This window comes from Achromobacter sp. JCM 18799, assembly GCF_055395645.1.
In genome coordinates this window covers 1834131-1858013 of record NZ_AP043866.1, presented here as the reverse complement: position 1 = coordinate 1858013, position 23883 = coordinate 1834131, and the positions used below count along the sequence as shown (strand labels likewise).

Genomic DNA, 23883 nt, shown 5'->3' with positions numbered 1-23883 from the left:
CTCATGGCCGACAACGATACTTCCAAAGCCGAGTTGGCGTCGCTGCGCGCCGAGGTCGATGAAATCGACCAGCAGATCATGCTGCTGCTGGGCGTGCGGTTCCGCTGCACGGACATGATCGGCGAGCTCAAGCGCGACCTTGGCATGGATCTGGTGGATCCCAAGCGCGAAGAGCAGCAGGTCGCGCGCATCCGCCGCCTGGCGCAAGAGGCGGGCGTGCCGCCCGCGCTAGCCGAAACCATCCTGCGCGAAGTGATCGACACCGTGGTCGACCACCACACCCGCCTGCGCGAGCGCCCCTACTCGTAATGCCAGGCCGGCGGCGCGCGGCAGCTTGCATCAGCGAGTCGCCGCGCGCCGCCTCTTCCTTTCCTACAAGACCCGCATGAACGCCAGCAAGACGTCGATCTCGTCCGCGCTCAACGCAAGCGGCCGGATGTGTTCGGACTTGCGCGGCGCATAGGGGTCGGGCGGATCGCTGGGCTCGGGGTCGCGGCCCATGCCGGCGTTGTACATCCGCAGCAGGCCCTTCAGATCGGGAAACATGCCGTTGTGCATCCACGGTCCGGCGCGCGACACATTACGCAGGCTGGGCGTGCGGAACTTGCCCAGATCGGCGGGATCGCGCGTCGCTTCGTAGCGTCCCAGATCCTGGTTGCGGCGGCCATAGAAGGACAGGCCGATGTTGTGGAACTGGTGGTCGGTCAGCATCGCGCCGCTGTGGCAGTTCATGCAGCGCGCCTGGGTGCGGAACAGGTGCATGCCGATCAGCTCGGCATCGTCCAGCGCGTCGGATTGCCCATCCAGGAATGTGTCGAAGCGCGTGGGCTCGGGCCGCAGCGTCGCGACATAGGCGGCCAGCGCGCGCGCCAGGCGGTCGGCATCCACTGGCGGCCGAGCGGCCGGCGCCGCGCCGAACGCCTGCAGGAACTGCGCCGGGTAGGCGTCGGCCGCCAGCAGCCGCGCCACGGCGCCGTCGGCATCATGGTTCATTTCGCGGGGATCGTGGATGGGGCCCAGCACCTGTTCCTTCAGGCTGGCGGCGCGTCCGTCCCAGAACAACCGGGGCGCGAACGGCGCCGCATACAGCGGCGTGGAGCGCCGCCTGCCCATCAGCTTGTCTTCGCCCACGGCCAGCGCCAGGCCGTCGGTGAAGGCGCGCTGCGGCAGATGACAGGAGGCGCAGGACACCTGCCCCTTGCGCGACAGCCGGGTATCGAAGAACAGCATCTGCCCCAGCGTCACCACCGCCGGACGCGCAACGTCTGCGGCAAGTTCTGCCTGGCCGGCATTGGCCGCGGTCCAGGCCAGGGGCGGACTGGAGGCCGGCGGCGCCGGCCCCCATTCGCGCCAGTCCACGCCAGGATCGATCGTGGGCGCAGGCCAGGTCGAGGGCGGCCCAGCGTAGTGCGGGCGCAGGCAGGCGGCGTTCCAGCCCGTGGACGTGCGGCAGGCGGTCTGATCGTCCTGGGCGTCTGCATCGGCGTGGGACGCGAACGCCGCCAGCGCCAGCGCCGCGCCCAGGATCAGAAGCGGTAACCGACTTGCAGCCATAGCTCCCGTCCCGTCTGATAGGTACTGCGGTTGGTCTTGACGTTCGGATTGCTGGCCGTCACGGCGGGCCTGCGGTCCAGCACGTTCAGGACTTCGACCGTGAATTCCAGGCTGCGCGCGAACGTGGGATTCCAGGAAAGCTTGGTGTCCCAGGTCCAATAGGACGGGATCTCGCCGGATTCGAAACGCTCCAGATAATCGGGCCGCGGACCCAGTCCCACGTAGATGGTGGCGTCGCGCTTGCTGCGCCAGTTCACCATGTTGCTCCAGGTCAGGCCTGTGCGCGGCCACGCGCCGGTCAGGCTGAGCGTGGCGATCTGCGGCTGGTAGAAGGAGCTTGGCGGCAGGTCGATGGCGCGCAGGCGCGAGCCGTTGTAGATCACGTATTCGTCGGGGTCGCGCGCGTCGCCGTTGTAGCCTTCGACCAGGTCCGCGTTGGTCTTGCGTTTCTGCCAGCTCCAGCTTGCCTGCATGTTCCAGCGCGTTTCGCCCAGGCGCCAGGGCTCCAGTGTGCGTAGCGACAGGCTGACGCCGTCGGTGGTGGACAGGCCTTCGTTGGTGTAGCGGTAGCCGTCCTTTTCGGTGCCGGTCTTGGTCCACTGGTCGCGGCCGTTGCGGCGCACGTAGCTCAGCACGCCTTCCACGCCGGCCATGCGCTGGCGCAGCGAGATCGCCCATTCGTCGTCATAGGGCATGCGCAAGCCCTTGTACTCCACGTAGTACTCCTTGCCGCCGTCCGCCACGGGGTTGCCGTTCTTGTCCAGCACCTGGCGCCGCAGGCGGCTTCTTTCCGCTTCAAGCGCGGTTTCCAGCACGCTGGAGCCGTAATAGCGCGACCATCCGGCGCTGAGCAGGGTGTCGCCCGATCCGAACATGTCCCAGTCCAGCCGCGTGCGCGGCGACACGTTGTTGCTGCCCAGGAAAGTTTCGCGGTCGTAACGCAGGCCAGCGTCCAAGGCCAGCCGTTCCCACTCGATGCGGTCCGATAGGTACAGGCTGGCCATGTCGTAGTTCACGTCCACGGTGCCGGGCAGGTAACGGACCTTGCTGTAGTCGCGATAGCTGCCATCGCGGTTATAAGCCCGCTGGTAGGAATGGCTTTTCTGGAAACGCTCGAAGTTCGCCTGGACCCGGTTCAGTTCGGCCCCCGCGTACGGAATGTGCGTGAACACGCCCGTCCGTACCGGATCCAGGTCGACGCGGCCCTTCAGCGTCCAGGTGTCCTGCCGCGTCTGTTCCTTGCCGAAGCCGCCGGCCGTGTACTGCGGCAGCCGGTAGGGCCGGAAGGTCACGAGTTCGTCGCCGATGGATTCGCGGTTGCTCAGCGACCGGTCCCAGCCCGCCTGCAATGCCAGGCGTCCCCCCTTGAAATAGTGATCCACGTTGGCGCCGATACCGCGCGCCCCATGGTTGTTGTCCCAGCGCGTGTGCCGGAACAGGTCACTGGCCAGGGTTTCGCTGCGGTCGCTGTACTTCAGCGTCAGGTCGGCCGTGGTATCGGCGCTGGCGCGCACGCTGAACTTGCCCAGGAAGTTGTCAATGCGGTCGCGGTAGGCATCCTGGCCCGGGGTCGGCTGCCCCTTGTCATCCACGCCCATGTTCCAGCGTGTGATGTCCGATTCGCGCCGCGACATGGCCAGCACCGCGCCCGATTTTTCATTGAAGGCCAGATCGCCCACGGCCGAATAGAAACGCTTCTTCCATTCGGGTGAGTAACCCGGTTTCCCTTTGGCCCAATTGTTCTCTTCGCCCTCGGCGACTTGCTGCCGCGTCATCTTGGAGGTGTTCCAGCGGTAGTCGAGGTTAAGGCGGTTTTCGCCCGAGAACCGGCGCAATCTCGCGTCCACCACGCCGCCGGTGAAGCCACCGTACTCCACCGGCACGAAGCTGTCGTGCACGCGGACTTCCTCCAGCAGGCTCGTGTCCACGAAGTACGACTGTGGGTTGCTGGGCACGTTGCCGACCTGCAGGTTCAGATTCTTGCTGGCCGGATTCACGCGGTTGGTCGCGTCCATGCCGTCGAGCTGGAACAGGTTCTGGTAGGGGCTGGAGCCGTGGAAGGAAATGTCTTCCACGTTGAGTGAGCCGCGGTTCTGCGAGCCGGCCGCGCCCGGATTGGTGCGCACCGCCGGATGCGTCGCCACCAGCGTGCTGAGGTCGCGATTGGAACTGGGCGTCTCGGCGATGTCCTCGCGGGTATAGATGCGCTCGCCGACCTGTTCGCCGTAGACCCGCACGGCGTCCAGGCGCAGGGCGGAAAACTGGTTGGTCTTGTCCACGTAGACGATGTAGCGTCCGGGGCCGTCCGCGCGTAGCGCCAGCCCGGACCCCGCCAGCAGGTGGTTCAGCGCGAGCAGCGGCGAATACTCTCCGTGCAGCGGCGGGGAGGTCTTGCCCGCTACCGCCGCCGGCGGAAACGAGATCTCCAGGCCGGCTTGCCGGCCCAACGCGAGCAAGGCGTCGCCCAGGGGTTGGGCCGGCAGGTCATAGGCAACGGGCGCGGCGGGCTGAGCAGGGGCCGGCGAGGCCGTGAGCAACGCGGCGGCGAGCAGCGCCGCCGTAGCGCCAGACCGGCGCGCGCGCCGGTTGAAGTGGAGAAACAGCATGAATGCGTCCAAGCGGGTGTTGATGTCAGCCGTAGGACGTGTGCAGGTACGGATTACCTCAGTGGATTGCCGATGAATAATTTATATCGATTCTCATTTACTGATTAGCAAACGGCTCTAACGCAAGATCAACAGGCCGGGCAGTTCGGTAATGCCGACCTTGGTCTGCGCCAGCAGCAGTTCCAGCGCACGCTTGGGATCGCCGATGCTGGCTGTGCCCGACACGTGCAAACGCCTGGCGGTGTCGCCCAGCACCAGGATGTGCTTGCCGCCATAGCGGGAGAGCCGCGCCGCAGCCTGCGGCAATGCGACATTGTTGAAAGCCAGCAGGCCCTGGCTCCAGTCCGGCGCCGGTTCCTGCGCGGTGGCGAGGCGGGCGATGCCCGTCGCCGACACGGCGGCTTCCTGGCCCGCGTCCAGCACCAAGGCGGTGTCATCCTGGCAGGCCAGGCAATGGACTGCGACGCGATGTTCGTACACTGCCACGCGCGTGCCGTCGGCCTCGCGCGCCACGACATAGCGGGTGCCGAGCGCGGCTGCGGACGCGTCCGGCGTCACTACCGTGAAGTCCGGACCGCCGGGCGCGCGCGGCGCGGCCGAGAACAGCGCCCGTCCGGCCAGGAGCCGTACTTCGCGCTTGCCTGGCGCGAAATCGATGGCGATGGCCGAGTCCGCGTCCAAGGTGGCGCTGGAGCCGTCGGGCAGGGCCACGCGGCGCACTTCGGCGCCGGTCGTGTAGTCCGCGCCGGGATGGGTGGCGCGCAGCAGTTGCCAGGCCGGCCAGGCCGCCAGCACGGCCAGCGCCGCCGCCGCGCCGCGCTTGCGCGTGCGCCGCGGCGCCAGCTTGCCGCGATCGATTTCGCCCATGCGCCGCCACAGGCGCGCCAGCCGTTCATAGGCGTCGGCGTGGCTGGCGTCGGCGCGGTACCAGGCTTCGAACTCCGCCTGAGCTTGCGCATCCATGCCCTGGCCGCTGTGGCGCACGACCCAGCGCGACGCTTCTTCCTGGGCGCTGCCGGTCTTGGGGGCGGCCATGCTCAGGACGCCAGCGCCTGGTCGCAGGCCAGCAGGATACGCATCATGTGCTTTTCCACCGCGCTGACAGAAATCGCAAAACGCTCGGCAATGGCGCGGTAGCTCAGGCCCTCGTGCCGGTGCAGCACGAACACGTCAAGGCTGCGACGCGGCTGGGTCAGCAGCGCGGCTTCCAGCCTGCGCAGCATCTGCCGCGCGGCAGCCACGTCCAGGGTGTCGGGCTCGTGCAGGGTAGGGCGCGAAGCGGCGTAGTCGGCGGTGGCGATCTGTTCGCGGCTGCGGCGCCGGTGCCAGTCGGTAGCGATATTGGCGGCCACGCGGAAGACGTAGGCGCGGTCGTTGTCGGGACGCGTCCTGTCCTTGAATTCCGCCAGTTTGATCCAGGTGTCCTGCGCGCAGTCCTGTGCGACGTCGCGCGAGCCGGTGCGCAGGGAGAGGAAACCCAGCACCTCTCGGTAATGGCGGAGAAATACTTCCGTGAGCGTAGACATGTCGCCGGCGCCGGGCGCCAGATAGAGTCAAATTCGCGGCAAAGTATAAATGATAACGATTTCTATTTCTAGATAAAGAGGGCGTGAAGGAAGCGGCGGCGGGCAGGGCGCCCGCCGCAGGCCGTCAGGCCTCGGACTGTTCGATCTCTTCCAGGGAACCCTGGATTTCCAGCCACTGCTCTTCCAGCTCGTCCATGCGCTTGCCGTGCTCGCCATGCTCGGCCATGACCTTTTGGCGTTCGGCGCGGCGAGCATCCGAGTACAGGTCCGGGTCGGCGATGACGGCGTCCAGCGCATGCAGCTTGGCGCGCAGCTTCTCCATCTCGGTCTCGACCTTGGCGAGCCTGGATTCCAGCGGCTTGCGCAGCGCGGACAGGCGCTGGCGCTGTTCGGCTTCGGCGCGGCGCTGGGCCTTGCGGTCCACCACCGGTTCGTTGCCTGCGGCGTTTTCGCGCGCGGCTTCCGCGCGTTCGCCGGCGTTGCGGGCGGCGAGCCAGTCGCGGTAGTCCTCCAGGTCGCCGTCGAACTCCTGTACCGCGCCGTCGGCCACGATCCAGAAGCTGTCCACGGTGGTGCGCAGCAGATGCCGGTCATGCGACACCAGCAGCATGCTGCCGCCGAAGTCCGCCAGCGCGGCGGCCAGGGCTTCGCGCGTTTCCACGTCCAGGTGGTTGCTGGGTTCGTCCAGCAGAAGCAGGTTGGGCTTTTGCCAGACGATCAGGGACAGCGCCAGGCGCGCCTTTTCGCCGCCGGACATGGGACCGACCTTGCTGGTCACCGTGTCGCCGGAAAAACCGAAGCCGCCCAGATAGTTGCGGAGCTCCTGTTCGCGGGTCTCGGGAGCCAGGCGCGCCAGATGGGCGATGGGCGTGCTGTCCACGTCCAGCATGTCCAGCTGGTGCTGATGGAAATAGCCGATGGCCAACCCGCGCGAGGCGCGGCGCGTGCCGGCCTGCACCGGCAGCTCTTCGGCCAGGGTCTTGATCAGCGTGCTCTTGCCGGCGCCGTTGGCGCCCAGCACGCCGACGCGGCTGCCGGCGCGCACCATCAGCGTCACGTCGCGCAGGATGGGCACCGCGTTGCCGTCGGCGTCCGTGTAGCCGGCCGACAAATGTTCCAGGGTCAGCAGCGGATCCGGTACCTGGTCGGGCGAGGGGATGCGGATGTCGATGCCTGCTTCGGCATGCAAGGGCGCCAGCACCTGCATGCGCGCCAGCGCCTTGACGCGGCTCTGCGCCTGCTTGGCCTTGGACGCCTTGGCCTTGAAGCGGTCGATGAAGCCTTGCAGCCGGGCGGCTTCGCGGGTCTGGCGTTCGTAGGCGATATTGGTCTGGCGCAGGCGCTCGGCGCGCTGCGTCAGGAAGTCGCCATAGCCGCCGCGGTAGCGCACCAGCTTGGCGTGGTCGAAATGCAGGATGGACTTGGCGACCGCGTCCAGGAACTCGGTGTCGTGGGAAATCAGCATGACGGTGCCGGGATAGGCCGCCAGCCATTTCTCCAGCCACAGCATGGCGTCCAGGTCCAAGTGGTTGGTGGGCTCGTCCAGCAGCAGCAATTCGGACGGCGCCATCAGCGCGCGGGCCAGGGCCAGGCGCATGCGCCAGCCGCCGGAAAAGCTCGCCACCGGCTGCATCCATTCGGCGGGCTTGAAGCCCAGGCCGGCCAGCAACTGCTCGGCGCGCGAGGCCGCGCTCCAGGCGCCGGCTTCCACCAGCGCCGCTTCCACCTCGGCGATCTGCGTGCCTTGCTCGTCCGTCAGCTCGGCGCGGCGCGCCTGCAGCTCGCGCAGATGCGTGTCGCCGTCGATGACGAATTCGCGCGCCGGGCGCTCGTCGGCTTCGATTTCCTGCTTGACGCTGGCTATGCGCCAGCCTGCGGGCATGGCCAGGTTGCCCGCGTCCAGGTCCAGCGTGCCGGTCAAGAGCGCGAACAGCGAGGACTTGCCCGCGCCGTTCTTGCCGACGATGCCCACGCGCTCGCCCGGATGCACGACGAATTCAGCGCCGTCCAGCAGCACCTTGGTGCCGCGGCGCAGGGTCAATCCAGTAGCGCGTATCACAGGCTGAGTTGCTCGCGGGTAAGCAGCAGAAGCTGGTCGGAGGCTTCTTCCGTGTCCAGCCAGACGGGCGAGAGCTGCGGGAAGGCGGCTTCGAAGAAGTCGCGTTCGTGGCCGATCTCCAGCACCAGCACGCCTTCCGGCGTGAGAAAGCGCGGCGCCGCTTCCAGGATGCGGCGCACCAGGTCCATGCCGTCGTCGCCGCCGGCCAACGCCAGCTGCGGTTCGTGGCGGTACTCCTGGGGCAGGACGTCCATGGAGCCGCTGTTCACGTAGGGCGGATTGCAGATGATCACGTCGTACAGACGCGGCGGCAGGCTGTCGAACAGATTGCTTTCGTGCAGGTCCAGCCGGTCCGTCAGACCGTAGTCGTCCACGTTGCGGCGCGCCACTTCCAGCGCATCCGGCGACACGTCGACCGCGTCCACGTGGGCATAGGGGAAGGCCAGCGCGGACAGGATCGCCAGGCAGCCGGATCCCGTGCACATGTCCAGCACGTTCTCAACCGCCAGCGCATCCTGCACCCAGGGCGCGAGGCCCTGGTCCAGCAATTCGGCGATGGGCGAGCGCGGCACGATGACGCGCTGGTCCACGTAGAAGCGGTGGCCGCGCAGCCAGGCCTCGTTGGTGAGGTAGGCGGCGGGCAGGCGCTCGGTCACGCGGCGGTCGATCAGGTCGAGCACGCGGTTGCGTTCTTCGCTGAGCACGCGGGCGTCCAGAAAGGGCTCCAGCGTATCCAGCGGCAGATGCAAGGCGTGCAGCGTCAGGTAGACCGCCTCGTCCCAGGCATTGTCGCTGCCATGTCCCAGCGCCACCTGGGCGGCGTTCAGGCGTGACACGCCGTAGCGGATCAGGTCGCGCAGGGTCAGCAGTTCTTGGCGGGCGGATTGATACATGTGAGGCTTTTACTTGGGCGGCAGCAGGAGGTTTTCCAGCGTGCGCCGATAAATGTTCTTCAACGGATCCAGCGAGGCCACTTCGATGCGTTCGTTGACCTTGTGGATCGTGGCGTTGCAGGGACCGAATTCGATGACCTGCGGGCAGATCTTGGCGATGAAACGGCCGTCGGACGTGCCACCGGTGGTGGAGAGCTCTGCCGTCACGCCGGTTTCATCGCGGATGGCCGAGACCAGCGCATCCGTCAACGAACCGCGCGGCGTCAGGAAGGGCTCGCCGCCCAGTTCCCAGTCCAGCGTGTACTCCAGGCCATGGCGGTCCAGCACTTCATGCACCCGCGCCCGCAGGCTTTCCGGCGTGCTGGCGGTGGAGAAGCGGAAGTTGAACAGCGCCACCGCCTCGCCCGGCACCACGTTGGTGGCGCCGGTGCCCGAGTTCAGGTTCGACACCTGGAACGTGGTGGGCGGGAAGTACTCGTTGCCCTGGTCCCATTCGATGCTGACGATGTCGGCCAGGGCCGGCGCCAGCTGGTGCACGGGGTTGCGCGCCAGGTGGGGGTAGGCCACGTGGCCCTGGATGCCCTTGACCGTGAGCTTGCCCGACAGCGAACCGCGGCGGCCGTTCTTGCAGGTGTCGCCCAGCACGTCGCCCGAGGTGGGTTCGCCGACGATGCAATAGTCCATCTGTTCGCCGCGCGCCTTCAGCGCGTCGCAAACGATGGCGGTGCCGTCGATGGACGGGCCTTCTTCGTCGGAGGTGATCAGCAGGGCGATCGAGCCGCCATGCTGCGGGTGGGCCGCCACGAATTCCTCGGCCGCCACCACGAAGGCGGCGATCGAGCTCTTCATGTCGGCCGCCCCGCGGCCGTACAGGTAGCCATCGCGCTCGGTGGGAACGAAAGGATCGCTTTCCCACTTTTCGCGCGGACCCGGAGGCACCACGTCCGTGTGACCGGCGAACACGGTCAGCGGCGCCGCGCTGCCGCGGCGCGCCCACAGGTTGGTGACACCGCCCTGGGCGATGGTCTCGCAGGTGAAGCCGATGCGTTCCAGGCGCGCGGCCAGCGTCGCCTGGCAGTCTTCATCGGCCGGCGTGACCGAAGGGCGGGCGATCAGGTCCTTGACCAGATCCAGTACGGCTGAATTGCTCATCAGGCCCTCAGCAGATCGTTGATGCTGGTCTTGGCGCGGGTCTGCGCGTCGACGCGCTTGACGATGACCGCGCAAGCCAGGCTGTGCGAGCCGTCGGCCGACGGCAGCGAACCCGGGACCACGACCGAACCCGACGGCACGCGGCCGTAGGTGATCTTGCCGGTGGCGCGGTCATAGATCTTGGTGCTTTGCGACAGGAATACGCCCATGGCCAGCACCGAGTTCTCTTCGACGATCACGCCTTCCACGACTTCCGAGCGGGCGCCGATGAAGCAGTTGTCTTCGATGATGGTGGGGTTGGCTTGCAGCGGTTCCAGCACGCCGCCGATGCCCACGCCGCCCGACAGGTGCACGTTCTTGCCGATCTGGGCGCAGGAGCCGACGGTGGCCCAGGTGTCGACCATGGTGCCTTCGTCGACGTAGGCGCCGATGTTCACGTAGGAGGGCATCAGCACCACGTTGCGGGCGAGGTAGGCGCCGCGGCGGGCCACGGCCGGCGGCACCACGCGGTAGCCGCCTTGCTTGAAGGCGTTGTCGCCGTACTCCGAGAACTTGAGCGGCACCTTGTCGTAGAACTGCAGGGGGGCCTGGCCCATGATGGCGTTGTCGTTCAGGCGGAACGACAGCAGCACGGCCTTCTTGATCCACTGGTGCACAACCCAGTCGTCGTTGATTTTCTCGGCCACGCGCAGGCGGCCCAGGTCCAGGCCGTCGATGGTGCGCTCGACCGCTTCGCGCACTTCGGCGCTGGCGTCGGTGGGCGACAGGTTGGCCCGGTCGTCCCAGGCTTTTTCGATGGTGGTCTGCAGGTCGAGAGTCATAGCGGCTCAGCTTTTAAAGGTTGATCAAACGGAAGTATGCACAAAATGGGCGATGCGTTCGGCTGCCTGCACGCAGTCAGCCAAGGGCGCCACCAGAGCAATGCGGATGCGGCCCTGGCCGGGATTCACGCCGTGAGCCTCGCGTGCCAGGAAACTGCCCGGCAGCACGGTAACACCGGTACGGCCAAAAAGGTCGCGCACGAACGCGGTATCGGAACCCGGCGTGGCCGCCCACAGATAAAACGAGGCCTGCGGGCGGGACACGTCCAGCACCTTCTGCAGGATGGGCACGACGGCGTCGAATTTCTCGCGGTACAGGCGCCGGTTGTCCTTCACGTGCGCCTCGTCCGTCCAGGCGGCGATGCTGCCTGCGGACACGATGGGGCTCATGGCGCTGCCATGATACGTGCGATACAGCAGGAAGCGGCCGATCAGCGCGGCGTCGCCCGCCACGAAGCCCGAACGCAGGCCCGGCACGTTGGAACGCTTGGACAGGCTGGAGAATGCCACCAGGTTGCGGTAGGTATCGCGGCCCAGGCGGCGCGCGGCCTGCAGGCCGCCCAGCGGCGGGTTGCCTTCGTCCAGATAGATTTCCGAATAGCACTCGTCCGAGACGATCACGAAGCCATGGCGGTCGGACAGTTCGAACAGCGTTTCCCATTCGTCCAGCGACATGACGTTGCCTGCCGGGTTGCCCGGCGAGCAGACGAACACCATGCGCGTCTTCTTCCAGATTTCGTCGGGCACCTGGCTCCAGTCGCTGGCGAAATTGCGCACCGGGTCGGCGTTGACGAAGTAGGGCGTGGCGCCAGCCAGGAGCGCCGCGCCTTCGTAGATCTGATAGAAGGGATTGGGGCAGATCACCACCGAGCCTGCGGACGGGTCGATGACGGTCTGCGTGAACGCGAACAGCGCCTCGCGCGAGCCCAGCGCCGGCAGCACCTGCGTTTCCGGATCCGGGGCAGGGATGCTGTAGCGCCGCGCCAGCCACTCCGAGATCGCCCGGCGCAGCGCCGGATCGCCCTTGGTGGACGGGTACACGGACAGGCCCGCGAGGCTGTCGCGGATGGCCTGTTCGACGCGCGCGGGCGCGGCGTGTTTGGGCTCGCCGATCGACAGATTGATGGGCGTCAGACCGTCCGGCTGCTGGCTGGCCGAAGCCAGCAAAGCGCGCAGTTTTTCGAACGGATAGGGGTGTAGGGCATCGAGGCGCGGATTCATGACGCAAGATTTTAACAAGCAAGCTACAATAGCGGGCTTGGCCTATAGCGAAGGTGGCGAAATTGGTAGACGCACCAGGTTTAGGTCCTGACGCCGTAACAGGTGTAGGGGTTCGAGTCCCCTCCTTCGCACCAACCTTATTTAGGCACTGATCGGGCTTCATGGCTACAGTGTCCTGCAAGCCCCAAGGCATTGAATGCCTTGGGGCTTTTCTTTTTTCGGCGCCGGCCCGCGCTTAGGGATAACCTCCCGTGCCTAAAGCGCATTTTTGATATATCTTCGCGCTCTTCGGTGGAGGCTTGCCGCTGTCCGGCATCGCAACAGCCTCTCAAACAGCCCCGTACACAGCACGATAAGGAGAGCCTTCCATGGCGCTCAAGCACGCTGCATTTCTGGATGTCATCGATATACGCACCCCGCATCGCGAACACGGGGAGACCGTCAGCGTCAGCCTGATGAAGACGGCGCACATGCAACTGCTGCAATTGGCGCTGCCCGCCGGCAAGGGCCTGCCGCAACATGCCGTGGCGGGCGAAATCACCATTCACTGCATCGCCGGAGAGGTTAGCGTGGCATTGCGCGATGGCGTGCGCCAACTGCGCGAGAACCAGCTCGTCGCGCTGCCCGCGCACGAACCGCACGCGCTGCAGGCCGTGCGCGACGCGACCGTGCTGGTGACGGTGCTGCACGCGCCCGCCTAGTACTCCTTTTCCTGACGCAGACGTGTTCCCTGAGAGGTGAGCCGTGCATGAGCTATTGGCCGACTGGTGCGAAATCCTGAACCGCTTGCTGCGGGACGTGGCCGATGCCCACGCCACGGCGCAGGCGCGCGACAGCGCGCTGCGCCATGCCCACCGGCATTCCTGCCAGGCGCCGATCTGCTTCCGGATGTCCGGGACCACGGTCGGCCATCTGGCGGAAACGCTGGATTGCGCCATCCGCGCGTCCTGCGCCCGCCACGACAACTCCGCCTGGGTGCAGGCGCTGGATGTGGCTTACACCAAGTTCCTGCTGTATCTGATCCGCGACGTGGACCGGTGGTCCAGCGGCGGGCTGCACCAAGAGGCGGCCTAGGCAGGGATCAGGCTGTCGGCTGGCAAGACTACTAAATACTGGATAAATGAACAGTAATCTGGTTCAATCCAATCATGCGCCTCCGGCGCGCGCGCCGGCCACTGCGCCATTTCCCACGATCAGGACGAACCATGAAATTCGGATACACCATCATCTACGTTCCGGACGTCGCCGCATCGCTGTCCTTTTTTGAACAGGCATTCGGTTTCGCCAGGCGTTTTCTGCACGAGTCCCAGACCTACGGCGAACTGGACACCGGTGAAACCACGCTGTCGTTCGCGGCGCATGAACTGGCCGGCTCCAATTTCGGCGGCGGCCATGTAGCGGCTTCGGCGTCGGCCGAGCCGCTGGGCATGGAAGTGGCTTTCGTGACGGACGATGTGGCCGCGGCGCATGCCCGCGCGCTTGCGGCGGGCGCCACGGAAATGAGCGCGCCTGTCTCCAAGCCCTGGGGGCAGGTCGTGTCCTATGTGCGCTGTCCGGACGGAACGTTGGTGGAGCTCTGCACTCCCGTGCACGGCTAGGCGCGCTCGTTCCGGGGCGCGGGCCAAAGCGCCGGATGCGCGGCCCGGCACGGCCTGCATCGTCCGTGCCCGTGCGGCGTGCGCCTTTCCGTCTAGCCGGTCCGGACGATCCCCGAGTCCATCGGACGCCGTTACCGTGGTTGCGGCAGGGGGGGCCGCGTCTGGCTGCGTTCAAGAATTGTCAAGATTTGCATTGCTTTAAAGTCGTCGTTGCCGCCCCGCGATACCGTGGCATTTTCGTTTTTCGGGGAGTCGACATGTATCCGCTTTCTAAGCGTTGCGGCGCTGAGTTCTTTGGCACGTTCTGGCTGGTTTTGGGGGGCTGCGGCGCCGCGGTGCTGGCCGCCGGTTTCCCGGAACTAGGCATCGGTTTTGCTGGCGTGGCGCTGGCCTTCGGCCTGACCGTGCTGACAATGGCGTTCGCGGTCGGCCATATTTCCGGCGGGCATTTCAACCCGGCCGTCACGGTGGGCCTGGTGGCGGGCGGCCGTTTTCCGGCCAAGGAAATCCTGCCTTACGTCATTGCCCAGGTCCTGGGCGCGATCGTGGCTGCGGCGGTGCTGGCCTGCATCGCCAGCGGCAAGCTGGGTTTCGACCTGAAGGGCAGCCATTTCGCGGCCAACGGCTACGGCGCCTATTCGCCGGGCAAGTACTCGATGGTGTCGGCCCTGGTGACGGAAGTCGTGCTGACGGCGGGCTTCATCTTCGTGATCCTGGGGGCGACCAGCAAGCGCGCGCCAGCCGGCTTCGCGGCGATTCCCATCGGACTGGCGTTGACGCTCATCCACCTGATCAGCATTCCGGTGACGAACACCTCGGTCAATCCGGCCCGTTCCACCGGCCCCGCGTTGTTCGTGGGCGGCTGGGCGTTGGAGCAGCTGTGGCTGTTCTGGGTCGCGCCCATCGTCGGGGCGATCGTCGGCGCCATCGCCTACCGGCTGGTCAGCGATCCCGCCCAGGAGCGTAGCTAGGCCAGGCGTTGCGCCGGGCGATAATGGGGCCAAGTCTCTGATCCTGGTCCCATGAACGAATTTTCAATAGCCATCAATCTTGTGCTGGCCATGCTGCTCGGCGCCGCCATCGGCGCCGAGCGCCAATGGCGGCAGAACTATGCCGGCGTGGTCACGCATGCGCTGGTCTCGCTGGGCGCGGCCGCCTATACCGCCTTGCCCGCGCTGCTGGACGCCGGCAACGACATGCGCCTGGGCAGCCAGGTCGTGACCGGCATCGGCTTCCTGGGCGCGGGCTTGATCATGCGCGACGGCCTGACCATACGCGGCCTGAGCGCGGCCGCCACTATCTGGGCTACCGGCGCCGTAGGGGTTCTTGCCGGCTATGGCTTCCTGGCCGAAGCCAGCGCGGTCACGGCGCTGATCCTGGTCACCAATGTGCTGCTGCGGCGCGGCGCCAGGCTGATGGACCGCTACGTGCCCGACGCGGAAACCGAAGAGCGCTACTACAACATCGCCTTGACCTGCGCCTCCACGGACGAAGCCATGGTGCGGGCGGAATTGCTGAATGCCTTGGGCAAGCACAGCCTGCGCCTGCGCGGCGTGGAAAGCCAGCAGCGCGACGGCGGCCGCTCCGAGGTGACCGCGGTGGTCTATTCCATGCGCCAGGAAGACGAGCGGGTGGAACAACTGGTGGGCAGCCTCAGCCTGTTGCCGCAGACCTACTCGGCCAGATGGACCTCCGACACCGGCAACGCCTGAAGCCGGCCGGAATCAGGACGCCGTAAGTCCGATCTCAATACGCTTGCACTCCCATTCCAGGAAGATGAGCGTATTCCGTGACCACAACGATTACCCCCGCCGCGTCCACCGGCCTTGCGCACTATGACCGCGTCACCATCGCGTTCCATTGGCTGACGGCGGCGCTGGTGGTGGGCCTGTTCGCGCTGGCCGAGATCTGGGACTTCCTGCCGCGCGGCACGCCCACGCGGCGTTTGCTGCAGCACCTGCATATATCGTTCGGCCTGGTGTTTGCCGCCGTGTTCGTGCTGCGCGCCATCTGGCGCCTCACGGCGGGCAGGCGCCTGCCGCCGGCCGCCACGGGCTGGCTGCGCGTGGCTAGTACGGGCGTACACGGATTGCTGTACCTGTTGATGGCGACGCAGATCGTGCTGGGCTTTCTTTTCCGCTGGGCGCAGGGCGAGCCGTTTGCTTTCTTCGGCCTGTTCGACGTGCCCACGTTGATCGCCATCGACCACGAGCAGCGCCGCTTCATTGGCGGACTGCACGATACCGTGGCCTGGTGCATCATCGCGCTGGCGCTGCTGCATGCCTTGGCCGGGTTGTTCCACCACTATGTCCTGCGCGATGGCGTGCTGCGCCGCATGCTCTCCAGCCGCTGAGGAGCGCGCGGCAAGGGCGGGTAGTGAAAGCCGGGCCGGGCAGGTTGTACATTACGCACTATCACTGCCTTACTTCCACAGGATGTACCCATCATGACCGCCCCTGAAGTGTTTATCTCCTCCTCGATCAGCTGCGCGAACGATCGCCCCTTCGTGCTGTTCGGCGGCATCAACGTGCTGGAATCCAAGGAACTGGCGTTGCGCGCCTGCGAGGAATACCAGCGCGTCACCCGCAAGCTGGGCATCCCGTACGTCTTCAAGGCCTCCTTCGACAAGGCCAACCGCTCGTCCATCCATTCCTATCGCGGCCCGGGCCTGGAAGAAGGCATGAAGATCTTCGAGGCGGTCAAGAAGGAATTCGGCGTGCCCGTCATCACCGACGTGCATGAGCCCTGGCAGGCCGCGGCCGTGGCCGAGGTCGTCGACATCCTGCAGCTGCCGGCCTTCCTGGCGCGGCAAACGGACCTGGTGGTGGCGCTGGCCAAGACGCAGCGCATCATCAACATCAAGAAGCCGCAGTTCCTCAGCCCGACGCAGATGCTGAACATCGTCGAGAAGTTCACCGAGGCCGGCAACGACAAGCTCATCCTGTGCGACCGCGGCACCTGCTTCGGCTATGACAATCTCGTTGTAGACATGCTAGGGTTTGGCGTGATGAAGAAAGTGTCCGGCAACAGGCCGCTCATTTTCGACGTCACGCATGCCTTGCAGCAGCGCTCGGCGCTGGATGCGGCATCAGGCGGCCGCCGCGAGCAGGTGGCCGAACTGGCGCGCGCGGGCATGGCCGTGGGGTTGGCCGGCCTGTTCCTGGAAGCCCACCCCGATCCCAAGAACGCGAAGTGCGACGGTCCCAGCGCCTTGCCGCTGGACAAGCTGGAGCCCTTCCTGACCCAGTTGAAGATGCTGGACGACCTGGTGAAGTCCTTTGCCCCTATCGACATCGAACCCTGAATCCCGCGGTCATAACGGCTGCGCAAAGTTGTTATACGATCCGGGCCAACCATTGGGGAGGCCTGGATGTCTTTGTATGTGATCGTCGCCGTCCGAAAGGAACCCGTCAGCGGGCACGTGGCCTATGTGCGTTGGGGCCAGGCCGAACGCGGCATCCCCGGCTGGGTCACCGAGCCGGTGACGGCGGCGGCATCCGAGGTCATCGAGGCCATCAAGGACGGCGTGGAAGTCGAAACCGCCATCAGCCAGGATGGCATGAGCGTGGCGCTGCGGCCGGTGCGCGTGCTGGTGGATGACGACGGACGCGAACACCTCGCGTCCGCGCCGGTTCCCAGCTCGACCCTTTACACGCTTTTCGATCTGCCGGAATTCTGATCCGGCCAGGCCGGCTGGCGGCGCCTAGCGCCGGCCCTGCGCGAAATTGAGCAGGGCGTCTCCGGCCATCCGGTAGCGCACCCATTCATCCTGCGGCAACGCGCCGATCGACTTGTAGAAATCGATGGCGGGCGTGTTCCAGTCCAGCACGCTCCATTCCAGCCGGCCGCAGCCGTTGGCCACCGCCTCTTGCGCCAGATGGCGCAACAGGTCGCGGCCCGCGCCGATGCCGCGCTGCTCCGGCGTGACGTACAGGTCTTCCAGATAGATCCCGTTCTTGCCCAGCCAGGTCGAGTAGCTGTAGAAGTAGACGGCGTAGCCGATGGGCTTGCCGTCCAGCAGGCACATCAGGGCCTTGGCCGGCGCGTTCTCGGCGAACAGGGTGCGCTCGACATCCTGGGGGCTGGCGATCACTTCATGGGCGGCGCGTTCGTACACGGCCAGCTCGGTGATGAAGGCATGGATCTGGGCCGCGTCCGAGGCGACGGCGGGACGGATTTCGATGGTCACGGGTACTTCCTGTTGCTGCTTTTGGGGGCCTTATCCTACTCGTGAATCGGGCGGCGCGCATTTCTGCCCGGCGCGTCCATTTCGGGAATACCCTTACTTGCGCGCTGGTCGTGCGGGCGCGATTCTTGAAAGCGTTCTGCCCTCGAGTCCAATGCGTACAACAGGGGACATCTCCCATGCCTGAACCTGGGTCCGCCGTTGCCAGCACGCCTGCCGCAAGCCGTAAAAGGCGTCGCCTGTCCTGGATCTGGCTGGTGCCTCTCATCGCAGCCGTGGGCGGACTGGCGCTGGTAGTGCGCGTCTGGATGCAGGCCGGCCCCACCGCCACCATCAGCTTCCAGACCGCCGAAGGGCTGGAGGCCGGCAAGACCCAGGTCCGCTACAAGGACGTCGTGGTCGGCGTGGTCGAGCGCGTGGCCCTGAACTCGGACCGGTCGGGCATTGTTGCGACCGTGCGCATCAACAAGGACGCCGGCAGCCTGCTGCAGGAAGGGACGATGTTCTGGGTGGTGCGGCCCAGGCTGACCCTGAGCGGCGTGTCCGGCCTGAGCACCCTGTTCTCCGGCGCCTACATCGGCGTGGACCCCTCCGACCGGTTCCGCCAGGAAGGAGAAAGCCGCGCCACCAAGTACAGCTTCGTCGGCCTGGAAACGCCGCCCGAGGTGCAGCAGGACCGGGCCGGCAAGCGCTACACCCTCAAGGCCCGCGACCTGGGCTCGCTGGACATAGGCTCACCCGTCTACTTCCGGCGCATTGCCGTGGGGCAGGTGGTGGCCTACCACCTGGACAGCAGCGGCGAGGGCGTCAACGTGCAGGTGTTCATCGATGCGCCCAATGACGAATACGTCAATAGCGCCACGCGCTTCTGGAACGCCAGCGGCGTGGATTTCAGCGTCGACGCGCGCGGCCTGCAGGTGCGTTCGCAGTCGCTGCTGTCCGTGATCGTGGGGGGCGTCGCATTCGACACCATCGAGCAGCACGCGCACGTGGTGGCCAAGGCCGATGCCGAGTTCACCATCTTCCCGTCGGAAGGGGCGGCCCGCGCGCAACCGGATGGCATGCCGCTGCACATCCGCATGCGTTTTGACCAGTCGGTCCGGGGGCTGGTGGTCGGCGCGCCCATCGACGCGTATGGCGCGGCCATCGGCCAGGTGGACTCGATCCGCCTGGAGTTCGACCCGGCGATCAAGCAGTTCTACGCGCTGGTCGGAGCCACCGTCTATCCCGAGCGCCTGGGCGCGCAGACGGTCGAGGAAATCAAGGAATACTCGGGTTCGACGCTGCAGCATCCCAACGGCAAGCTGCTGGCCGCGTTGATCCAGCACGGCTTGCGCGCGCAGCTGCGCATCGGCAACCTGCTGACGGGCCAGCTGTACGTCGCCTTGGCGGTGTTCCCGGACGCCAAGCCGGTGGCGTTCACGATGGAGGAAGAACCGTTCATTCCCACCGTGCCGAACAACCTGGATCAGTTGCAGCAGCAGATCAACAGCATCCTTACCAAGCTCGACAGGGTGCCGTTCGAAGGCTTGGGCGCCGATCTGGGCCAATTGCTGCGCGCCACTTCCAGCCTGATGAAGCGGCTGGATACGCGCCTGGCGCCCGAGGCGCAAGCCATGCTGCGCCAGGCCAGCAAGTCCTTGGCCGCTGTAGGCGGGGTGCTGAGCCCCGACGCCGGCCTGCCGGTCAATGCCAACGCGGTCTTGCAGGAATTGTCGCGGGCGGCCCGCTCGCTGCGGGAACTGTCGGACTATCTGCAAGCGCATCCGGAGTCGTTGCTGCGCGGCCGCGCGCCGGATGCCCAATACCAGCGCCAGCCGGCGCGCTAGGCTAGCGCGCGAGCCATTGCGCAATCAGGCAGGCGCTGGCTTGCGCGTCCGTGGCCGAGGTGTCCAGCACCAGGTCGCTGAAGGGACGCGCGGCATAGCCTTCGAGGTACATCTGCGCGATGCGCTGCCGCTCCCAATCCGTCAAGATGCGGCCGCCCCTGTCCGATTGGGCGGCCGTGAGCGTGGGGGCCAGGGTCACTACGCGCAAGCGCGCGCCGCGTTGTCGGCACGCCGCCAGGATTTGCTCGTAGCTATCCTGCTCCAAGGGGTAGGCGATGACCAGATAGCGCTCCTGCGCCTGGGCGATCAGCCTGGTGAGGCGGGCCAGCGCCAGCGCCCACTGCTCGGTGTATGGCAGATGGCTGGGGGCGTCGTGATCATCGCCGTCGATGAAGCGCGCAGCGGGCAACAGGGCGGCCAAGGCCGCTCCGACCGTGGACTTGCCGCTGTTGATCGGGCCGTTGATATGGATGACGGTGGTGTCAGGCGTTGATATGGCTGTTCCTTTCAGGGCAGGCCGGCGTGCAAGGCGTCCGCGCCGGCCGAATCAGAACAGGCATTGTCGCAAAGCGAACTTGCGGCCGAAAGCCCTCACTTCGTCGCCGTCCACGGACGCCGCCAGGTCCCAGCGGTCGCCGCGCGTCACCAGGAAGGACCGGCCGGTTGCGGCATGGCGCAAGGCGAATTGCCAGAAGGCTGCCTCGGAGCCCACTGGTTCGAGGTCGTGCGGCCCGATCAGCAACCGGCTCGGGCGGGGCGTTGCGCCCAGTGTCCAGCGCAGGGCGATGCCCAGGAACGCGAAACGCGCCGAGAACGACGACGGCTGGACGGTCAGCACGCGGATTCTGTTGATCATTGCCAGGACCCCTTGCAGATAGCGTCCAGCGTAGCAAAAGCGGCCCGGGCCATCCATACCGCCTTTGGTGGGTACGGACCGGCCCGGCTGGCTGCTATTTCTGGATGGCGTCCTGCGCGTGGCCGCGGGTGATCCGCCCGAGCAGCAGCAGGGCGCCGGCTGGCGCCAGCGCGAATGCGGCGAACAGCCATTGCGCGGCATGCTGTGCGCCCGCGACGCCGCCGGGGTCCGCCAGGCCCGCGCTGTTGGTGATGACGCCAGCCAGCGCCGCCGTCAAGGCCGTTGCATAGAGCTGCACCGTGGTGATGGACGAGGAGGTCAAGGTTTCTTCGCCGGCAGGCGCCGCGGTGAAGATGCGTGTCAGCAGGTGCGGCCAGCTCAGGCCGATGCCGAAGCCCACGCCGGCCAATGCCAGCACATAGAGCGCCAACCCCGGATAGGACTGCAGTTGCGCCGTGCGCGGCGTCATATAGGCCAGGGCGGCCAGCGCGGCCAGGATCACGATGGGGCTCAGGCGCACCAGGAAATTCGCGGCCGGGCCGCTGCGGGTGGCGCTGGGCATGGCGGCCAGGGTCCAGCCCGCCGCCATGGCCGCGGTCATGTAGCCGGCCGCCAGCGGCGTCATGCCATGGATGACCTGCAGGAAATACGGCACGAAGATTTCGGTGGTGATGGCGGCCACCACCAGGCACATCACCGCGTACAGCGCGCCTAGCGGCGTGGCGATCGAGTAGGCGCCGGTGGGCAGCAGCCGCTTCGCGGCGCGCCGGTCCACCGCCGCGATCAGCGCGGCGATGGCCAGTCCGGCGGCAATGCCCGCCAGATTCCAGCGCAGGTCGGTCGACAGGCTGGCCAGCGTGATCGCCAGCACGCTGGCCACCAGCAGGCCCAGCGTGGTCACGGGCAGCGGACTCGGGCGGGAGGGCGGAACCGATTCCTTGCCGCCGACCTTGAGGGCCACGATCGCCGCCAGGGCGGCGGCCACGGGCAGCAAGGCCCAGAACGCCAGCCGCCAGTGCCCGGTCTGGGCGAAGACCCCGCCAATGGCGGGGCCGCACAAGGTGGCGACGCCCCACATGCCGGACACCAGGGCCATTGCGCGCGACCAGAGCGGCGCCTCGAAGACCAGGCGGATCAGGGCATAGCTGAGCGCAAACAGGATGCCGCCGCCCAGGCCCTGGATGCTGCGTCCGGCCAGCAGCGCAGGCATGCTCGGCGCCAGCGCGCACACCACGGAACCGGCGGTGAACACCGCGACGGCAAGCAGGTAGGCCGCGCGCGGCCCCAGCGTTTCGATCAGCCTGGCCGACAGCGCCGACCCGACGATGGAGGTCACGACGAACAGCGTGGTGTTCCAGGCGTAGTACTCCAGTCCGCCGATGTCCTTGATGACGCTGGGCAGAATGGTGGTGACGATGTAGACGTTGATGGCGTGCAGCGCCACCCCGCCTGCCAGCGCGATGGAGCGCAGGGCATTGGTCCCGTGCAGCAGATCTGCCCAGGACGCGCTTGAAACATGGGTTGTACCGGTGCTCACGCGGTCTTCCGCCTTCGAGAGAAATTATTTAAACAAGATTTGTATTGGATAATACGCATGCCGGCGCGCAACCGCAAACGCTGTGTGCGAGCGCCGCGGCCCTTGCCGCGGCGGCAATCAGTGCTTGAGCAATCCGCGCAGCAGCAGGTCCAGCGCCTGCAAGGCCTGCGCCAGGCGCGGGCCGTCCCCGGCGTCCTGCGCGATCCAGAAGGCGCTTTCGACCAGGCTGCCGTTGATCAGCCGAGCCAGCGCCTGCGGCGCGGCGGCTTCGATGAGATCCTGATCCATCATCGTCTGCAATAGCGCGGCAAGCGAAGCAATGCAGTGTTGCTGCGAACCGTCCGTCACCGCGCCCAGCACGGCCCGTGCATCTTGCAGCACGATGCGCCGGATCTCGGGTTCGGCCGCCATCTCCAGATAGGCGCGGCAGCGCCCATGCAAGGCGGCCCAGGCATCGGGCGCCTGCGTGGCGATCGCGGCCAGGCGTTGGTCCATTTCGCCGTCAATCTGTTCGACCACTGCGGCGAGCAGGCCTTTCTTGTCGCCGAAGTGGTGGTACAGGGCGCCCCGCGTCAGTCCTGCCGCCGCGGTGAAATCGTCCATGGACGTGGCCGCATAGCCAGCTTCACGGAAGGCTTGCCGGGCCGTGGCCAGCAGTTTCGCGCGGGTGGCTTCGATCATCTCGGCGCGGGAACGCGTCATGCTCCTCTCCAAAGACATACGACGTGTATGTAAATTGACATACGCATCGTATGTGAATACGATGCCGCTGTCCACAGCAATCAAAGGCTTCCGGTGTCGAATCCGTATCGCGAGTTGTTCCAGGCGCCCGGCGCATTGGGTTTTGTCCTGGCCGGCGCCATCGCCCGCCTGCCATTGCCGATGATCGGCATCGGCATCATCACCATGTTGTCCGAGGTGCGTGGGTCCTATGCACTGGCAGGCGCCGTCGCGGCCACGTTTGCGCTGGCCACGGCCTTGCTGGCGCCGCGGATTTCCCGCCTGGTGGACCGCCATGGCCAGGGCAGGGTGCTGCCCGTGGCCGCGGGCCTGTGCGTTGCGGGGCTGGTCGGCCTGGCAGGCTGCGTGCAATGGAATGCGCCCGAGTGGACCCTGTTTTTCTTCGCCGCGCTGGCGGGCGCCTTGCCCAGCATGCCGGCGATGATACGCGCGCGCTGGACCGAGATCTTCAGGGATCAGCCGCAGTTGCGCACCGCCTACGCGCTGGAGTCCGTAGCCGACGAGTTGAGCTTCATCGTAGGCCCGCCGCTGGCCGTGGGGCTGAGCGCGCTGTTCTTTCCGCAGGCCGGTCCGCTGTTCGCGGCGCTGCTGCTCGCGGTGGGCGTCACCGCCTTCGTGCTGCAGCGGGCGACGGCGCCCGCCGTGCGGTTCAAGCAGGAAGGGCGTCAGGCCTCGGTGTTGCGCATGCCGCCGATGCCCTCCCTGCTGGCGATGATGGCCGCCATGGGCGTCATCGTCGGCACCATCGACGTCCTGAGCGTCGCCTTTGCCCGGCAGCAAGGCATGCCGGCCGGAGCCAGCCTGGTGCTGTCCGCCTATGCCCTGGGCTCCTGCGTGGCCGGTCTGGTGTTTGGCGTACTGAAGTTCCAGATGCCGCTGGCCCGCCTGCTGGTGGTCGCGGCGGCGGTCACGGCGTTCACCACGGTTCCGCTGCTGCTGGTGAACGATCTGCTTACCCTGGTGCTGGGCGTGCTGCTGGCCGGCCTGTCGTTCGCTCCGACCATGATCATCGCGATGGCGCTGGTGGAAAGCAGCGTGCCTGGCCATCGCCTGACGGAAGGGCTGACCTGGCTGGTGACCGGCCTGGGGGCTGGCGTCGCGGCGGGCGCGGCGCTGGCGGGCTGGGTGGTCGACCACCACGGCGTGGGTGCGGGATTCTGGACGGCGGTGGGGGCGGGCGCGATCGTGTTGCTGGCCGCCATACCGGTGGGACGCAGTGCCGCGGCCGGTCGCGCCGACGCCTGACCCGGCCGGCCGATAGAATGGGTAGTCCGGCGCCTGCTCAGGCGCGCCGCAAGGAGAAC

25 protein-coding genes and 1 tRNA gene are annotated in these 23883 nt (G+C 66.8%); 12 read left to right on the top strand and 14 right to left on the bottom strand.

All coding sequences use genetic code 11. The features are described 5' to 3' along the window. The first annotated feature begins 3 nt into the window (after positions 1-3). On the top strand, positions 4-309 hold the full coding sequence (locus tag ACZ5YA_RS08840; RefSeq protein ID WP_054456030.1) for a chorismate mutase: 306 nt from the start codon (positions 4-6) through the stop codon (positions 307-309). A gap of 63 nt (positions 310-372) precedes the next feature. Here the strand turns inward: ACZ5YA_RS08840 and ACZ5YA_RS08835 are convergent, their stop codons facing one another. From ACZ5YA_RS08835 to dapC, 9 genes are all read right to left on the bottom strand, one after another. Then, positions 373-1554: a cytochrome-c peroxidase gene (locus ACZ5YA_RS08835; RefSeq protein ID WP_464092382.1), complete on the bottom strand. Its 1182-nt coding sequence runs from the start codon at positions 1552-1554 to the stop codon at positions 373-375. Continuing rightward, entirely contained in the window at positions 1527-4160 is a 2634-nt protein-coding gene (locus tag ACZ5YA_RS08830; RefSeq protein ID WP_464092381.1) for a TonB-dependent receptor plug domain-containing protein, read from the bottom strand. The genes ACZ5YA_RS08835 and ACZ5YA_RS08830 overlap by 28 nt, the downstream gene beginning before the upstream one ends. A gap of 117 nt (positions 4161-4277) precedes the next feature. After that, complete coding sequence (locus ACZ5YA_RS08825) at positions 4278-5195, bottom strand: FecR family protein (protein ID WP_464092380.1); 918 nt, start codon at positions 5193-5195, stop codon at positions 4278-4280. A 2-nt stretch (positions 5196-5197) separates the two neighbouring features. Continuing rightward, positions 5198-5686 carry an RNA polymerase sigma factor gene (locus tag ACZ5YA_RS08820; protein WP_118932706.1) on the bottom strand — a complete coding sequence of 163 codons (489 nt, stop codon included), beginning with the start codon at positions 5684-5686 and terminating at the stop codon, positions 5198-5200. 124 nt (positions 5687-5810) lie between these two features. Next, on the bottom strand, positions 5811-7745 hold the full coding sequence (locus tag ACZ5YA_RS08815; RefSeq protein ID WP_251881627.1) for an ABC-F family ATP-binding cassette domain-containing protein: 1935 nt from the start codon (positions 7743-7745) through the stop codon (positions 5811-5813). Then, positions 7742-8638: a 50S ribosomal protein L3 N(5)-glutamine methyltransferase gene (gene prmB, locus ACZ5YA_RS08810; protein WP_059373627.1), complete on the bottom strand. Its 897-nt coding sequence runs from the start codon at positions 8636-8638 to the stop codon at positions 7742-7744. The genes ACZ5YA_RS08815 and prmB overlap by 4 nt, the downstream gene beginning before the upstream one ends. A gap of 9 nt (positions 8639-8647) precedes the next feature. Further along, positions 8648-9790 carry a succinyl-diaminopimelate desuccinylase gene (gene dapE, locus ACZ5YA_RS08805; RefSeq protein WP_059373625.1) on the bottom strand — a complete coding sequence of 381 codons (1143 nt, stop codon included), beginning with the start codon at positions 9788-9790 and terminating at the stop codon, positions 8648-8650. Continuing rightward, positions 9790-10611, bottom strand: coding sequence for a 2,3,4,5-tetrahydropyridine-2,6-dicarboxylate N-succinyltransferase (gene dapD, locus ACZ5YA_RS08800; RefSeq protein ID WP_013394697.1), 822 nt, complete (start codon positions 10609-10611; stop codon positions 9790-9792). The genes dapE and dapD overlap by 1 nt, the downstream gene beginning before the upstream one ends. A 24-nt stretch (positions 10612-10635) precedes the next feature. Beyond that, complete coding sequence (gene dapC / locus ACZ5YA_RS08795; protein ID WP_251881625.1) at positions 10636-11832, bottom strand: succinyldiaminopimelate transaminase; 1197 nt, start codon at positions 11830-11832, stop codon at positions 10636-10638. A gap of 47 nt (positions 11833-11879) precedes the next feature. Here dapC and ACZ5YA_RS08790 point away from each other — a divergent pair. The 9 genes from ACZ5YA_RS08790 (at position 11880) to ACZ5YA_RS08750 (ending at position 17109) form a co-directional block, all read left to right on the top strand. Continuing rightward, positions 11880-11966: transfer RNA gene (locus tag ACZ5YA_RS08790), tRNA-Leu, on the top strand. Between the two features lie 234 nt (positions 11967-12200). Then, positions 12201-12533 carry an AraC family ligand binding domain-containing protein gene (locus ACZ5YA_RS08785; RefSeq protein ID WP_464092379.1) on the top strand — a complete coding sequence of 111 codons (333 nt, stop codon included), beginning with the start codon at positions 12201-12203 and terminating at the stop codon, positions 12531-12533. Between the two features lie 43 nt (positions 12534-12576). After that, a complete protein-coding gene (locus ACZ5YA_RS08780; RefSeq protein WP_124260363.1) occupies positions 12577-12906 on the top strand; it encodes a hypothetical protein in 330 nt (109 codons plus the stop codon). Between the two features lie 131 nt (positions 12907-13037). After that, positions 13038-13430 carry a VOC family protein gene (locus ACZ5YA_RS08775; RefSeq protein WP_059373611.1) on the top strand — a complete coding sequence of 131 codons (393 nt, stop codon included), beginning with the start codon at positions 13038-13040 and terminating at the stop codon, positions 13428-13430. Positions 13431-13687: 257 nt separating this feature from the next. Further along, positions 13688-14401 (top strand): aquaporin Z, encoded by a 714-nt coding sequence (aqpZ, locus tag ACZ5YA_RS08770; RefSeq protein ID WP_054456051.1) that lies wholly within the window; start codon positions 13688-13690, stop codon positions 14399-14401. A gap of 51 nt (positions 14402-14452) precedes the next feature. Then, complete coding sequence (locus ACZ5YA_RS08765; protein WP_059373609.1) at positions 14453-15142, top strand: MgtC/SapB family protein; 690 nt, start codon at positions 14453-14455, stop codon at positions 15140-15142. Between the two features lie 77 nt (positions 15143-15219). Continuing rightward, positions 15220-15783, top strand: a complete 564-nt coding sequence (locus ACZ5YA_RS08760; RefSeq protein WP_118932701.1) for a cytochrome b — start codon at positions 15220-15222, stop codon at positions 15781-15783. A gap of 93 nt (positions 15784-15876) precedes the next feature. Further along, on the top strand, positions 15877-16734 hold the full coding sequence (gene kdsA / locus ACZ5YA_RS08755; RefSeq protein WP_118932700.1) for a 3-deoxy-8-phosphooctulonate synthase: 858 nt from the start codon (positions 15877-15879) through the stop codon (positions 16732-16734). 66 nt (positions 16735-16800) lie between these two features. Continuing rightward, on the top strand, positions 16801-17109 hold the full coding sequence (locus ACZ5YA_RS08750; RefSeq protein ID WP_059373603.1) for a hypothetical protein: 309 nt from the start codon (positions 16801-16803) through the stop codon (positions 17107-17109). Between the two features lie 24 nt (positions 17110-17133). Here the strand turns inward: ACZ5YA_RS08750 and ACZ5YA_RS08745 are convergent, their stop codons facing one another. After that, positions 17134-17619 carry a GNAT family N-acetyltransferase gene (locus ACZ5YA_RS08745; protein ID WP_118932699.1) on the bottom strand — a complete coding sequence of 162 codons (486 nt, stop codon included), beginning with the start codon at positions 17617-17619 and terminating at the stop codon, positions 17134-17136. Between the two features lie 176 nt (positions 17620-17795). Between ACZ5YA_RS08745 and ACZ5YA_RS08740 the strand changes: the two genes are divergently transcribed. Further along, positions 17796-19445, top strand: a complete 1650-nt coding sequence (locus tag ACZ5YA_RS08740; RefSeq protein WP_059373598.1) for a PqiB family protein — start codon at positions 17796-17798, stop codon at positions 19443-19445. 1 nt (position 19446) lies between these two features. Here ACZ5YA_RS08740 and ACZ5YA_RS08735 read toward each other — a convergent pair whose 3' ends face one another. The 4 genes from ACZ5YA_RS08735 to ACZ5YA_RS08720 all read right to left on the bottom strand — a co-directional run bounded on the left by ACZ5YA_RS08735 (position 19447) and on the right by ACZ5YA_RS08720 (position 22540). Next, a complete protein-coding gene (locus ACZ5YA_RS08735; RefSeq protein WP_240633258.1) occupies positions 19447-19866 on the bottom strand; it encodes a shikimate kinase in 420 nt (139 codons plus the stop codon). 126 nt (positions 19867-19992) lie between these two features. Beyond that, positions 19993-20301 carry a hypothetical protein gene (locus ACZ5YA_RS08730; RefSeq protein ID WP_059373681.1) on the bottom strand — a complete coding sequence of 103 codons (309 nt, stop codon included), beginning with the start codon at positions 20299-20301 and terminating at the stop codon, positions 19993-19995. A 94-nt stretch (positions 20302-20395) separates the two neighbouring features. Continuing rightward, positions 20396-21838, bottom strand: a complete 1443-nt coding sequence (locus tag ACZ5YA_RS08725; protein WP_251881618.1) for an MFS transporter — start codon at positions 21836-21838, stop codon at positions 20396-20398. Between the two features lie 117 nt (positions 21839-21955). Next, on the bottom strand, positions 21956-22540 hold the full coding sequence (locus ACZ5YA_RS08720; RefSeq protein ID WP_059373591.1) for a TetR/AcrR family transcriptional regulator: 585 nt from the start codon (positions 22538-22540) through the stop codon (positions 21956-21958). Positions 22541-22633: 93 nt separating this feature from the next. On the opposite strand from ACZ5YA_RS08720, the gene ACZ5YA_RS08715 reads away from it, so the two are divergent. Continuing rightward, entirely contained in the window at positions 22634-23824 is a 1191-nt protein-coding gene (locus ACZ5YA_RS08715) for an MFS transporter (RefSeq protein WP_059373589.1), read from the top strand. Positions 23825-23883 lie beyond the last annotated feature (59 nt).

Excerpts from the sequence above, each read along its gene's own strand:
- ACZ5YA_RS08740 (WP_059373598.1), top strand. The coding sequence starts at position 17,796 with ATGCCTGAACCTGGGTCCGCCGTTGCCAGCACGCCTGCCGCAAGCCGT.
- dapD (WP_013394697.1), bottom strand. The coding sequence starts at position 10,611 with ATGACTCTCGACCTGCAGACCACCATCGAAAAAGCCTGGGACGACCGG.
- kdsA (WP_118932700.1), top strand. The coding sequence starts at position 15,877 with ATGACCGCCCCTGAAGTGTTTATCTCCTCCTCGATCAGCTGCGCGAAC.
- ACZ5YA_RS08835 (WP_464092382.1), bottom strand. The coding sequence starts at position 1,554 with ATGGCTGCAAGTCGGTTACCGCTTCTGATCCTGGGCGCGGCGCTGGCG.
- ACZ5YA_RS08720 (WP_059373591.1), bottom strand. The coding sequence starts at position 22,540 with ATGACGCGTTCCCGCGCCGAGATGATCGAAGCCACCCGCGCGAAACTG.
- ACZ5YA_RS08830 (WP_464092381.1), bottom strand. The coding sequence starts at position 4,160 with ATGCTGTTTCTCCACTTCAACCGGCGCGCGCGCCGGTCTGGCGCTACG.
- aqpZ (WP_054456051.1), top strand. The coding sequence starts at position 13,688 with ATGTATCCGCTTTCTAAGCGTTGCGGCGCTGAGTTCTTTGGCACGTTC.
- ACZ5YA_RS08730 (WP_059373681.1), bottom strand. The coding sequence starts at position 20,301 with ATGATCAACAGAATCCGCGTGCTGACCGTCCAGCCGTCGTCGTTCTCG.
- ACZ5YA_RS08750 (WP_059373603.1), top strand. The coding sequence starts at position 16,801 with ATGTCTTTGTATGTGATCGTCGCCGTCCGAAAGGAACCCGTCAGCGGG.
- ACZ5YA_RS08820 (WP_118932706.1), bottom strand. The coding sequence starts at position 5,686 with ATGTCTACGCTCACGGAAGTATTTCTCCGCCATTACCGAGAGGTGCTG.
- ACZ5YA_RS08825 (WP_464092380.1), bottom strand. The coding sequence starts at position 5,195 with ATGGCCGCCCCCAAGACCGGCAGCGCCCAGGAAGAAGCGTCGCGCTGG.
- prmB (WP_059373627.1), bottom strand. The coding sequence starts at position 8,638 with ATGTATCAATCCGCCCGCCAAGAACTGCTGACCCTGCGCGACCTGATC.
- ACZ5YA_RS08765 (WP_059373609.1), top strand. The coding sequence starts at position 14,453 with ATGAACGAATTTTCAATAGCCATCAATCTTGTGCTGGCCATGCTGCTC.
- ACZ5YA_RS08785 (WP_464092379.1), top strand. The coding sequence starts at position 12,201 with ATGGCGCTCAAGCACGCTGCATTTCTGGATGTCATCGATATACGCACC.
- ACZ5YA_RS08840 (WP_054456030.1), top strand. The coding sequence starts at position 4 with ATGGCCGACAACGATACTTCCAAAGCCGAGTTGGCGTCGCTGCGCGCC.
- dapC (WP_251881625.1), bottom strand. The coding sequence starts at position 11,832 with ATGAATCCGCGCCTCGATGCCCTACACCCCTATCCGTTCGAAAAACTG.
- dapE (WP_059373625.1), bottom strand. The coding sequence starts at position 9,790 with ATGAGCAATTCAGCCGTACTGGATCTGGTCAAGGACCTGATCGCCCGC.
- ACZ5YA_RS08775 (WP_059373611.1), top strand. The coding sequence starts at position 13,038 with ATGAAATTCGGATACACCATCATCTACGTTCCGGACGTCGCCGCATCG.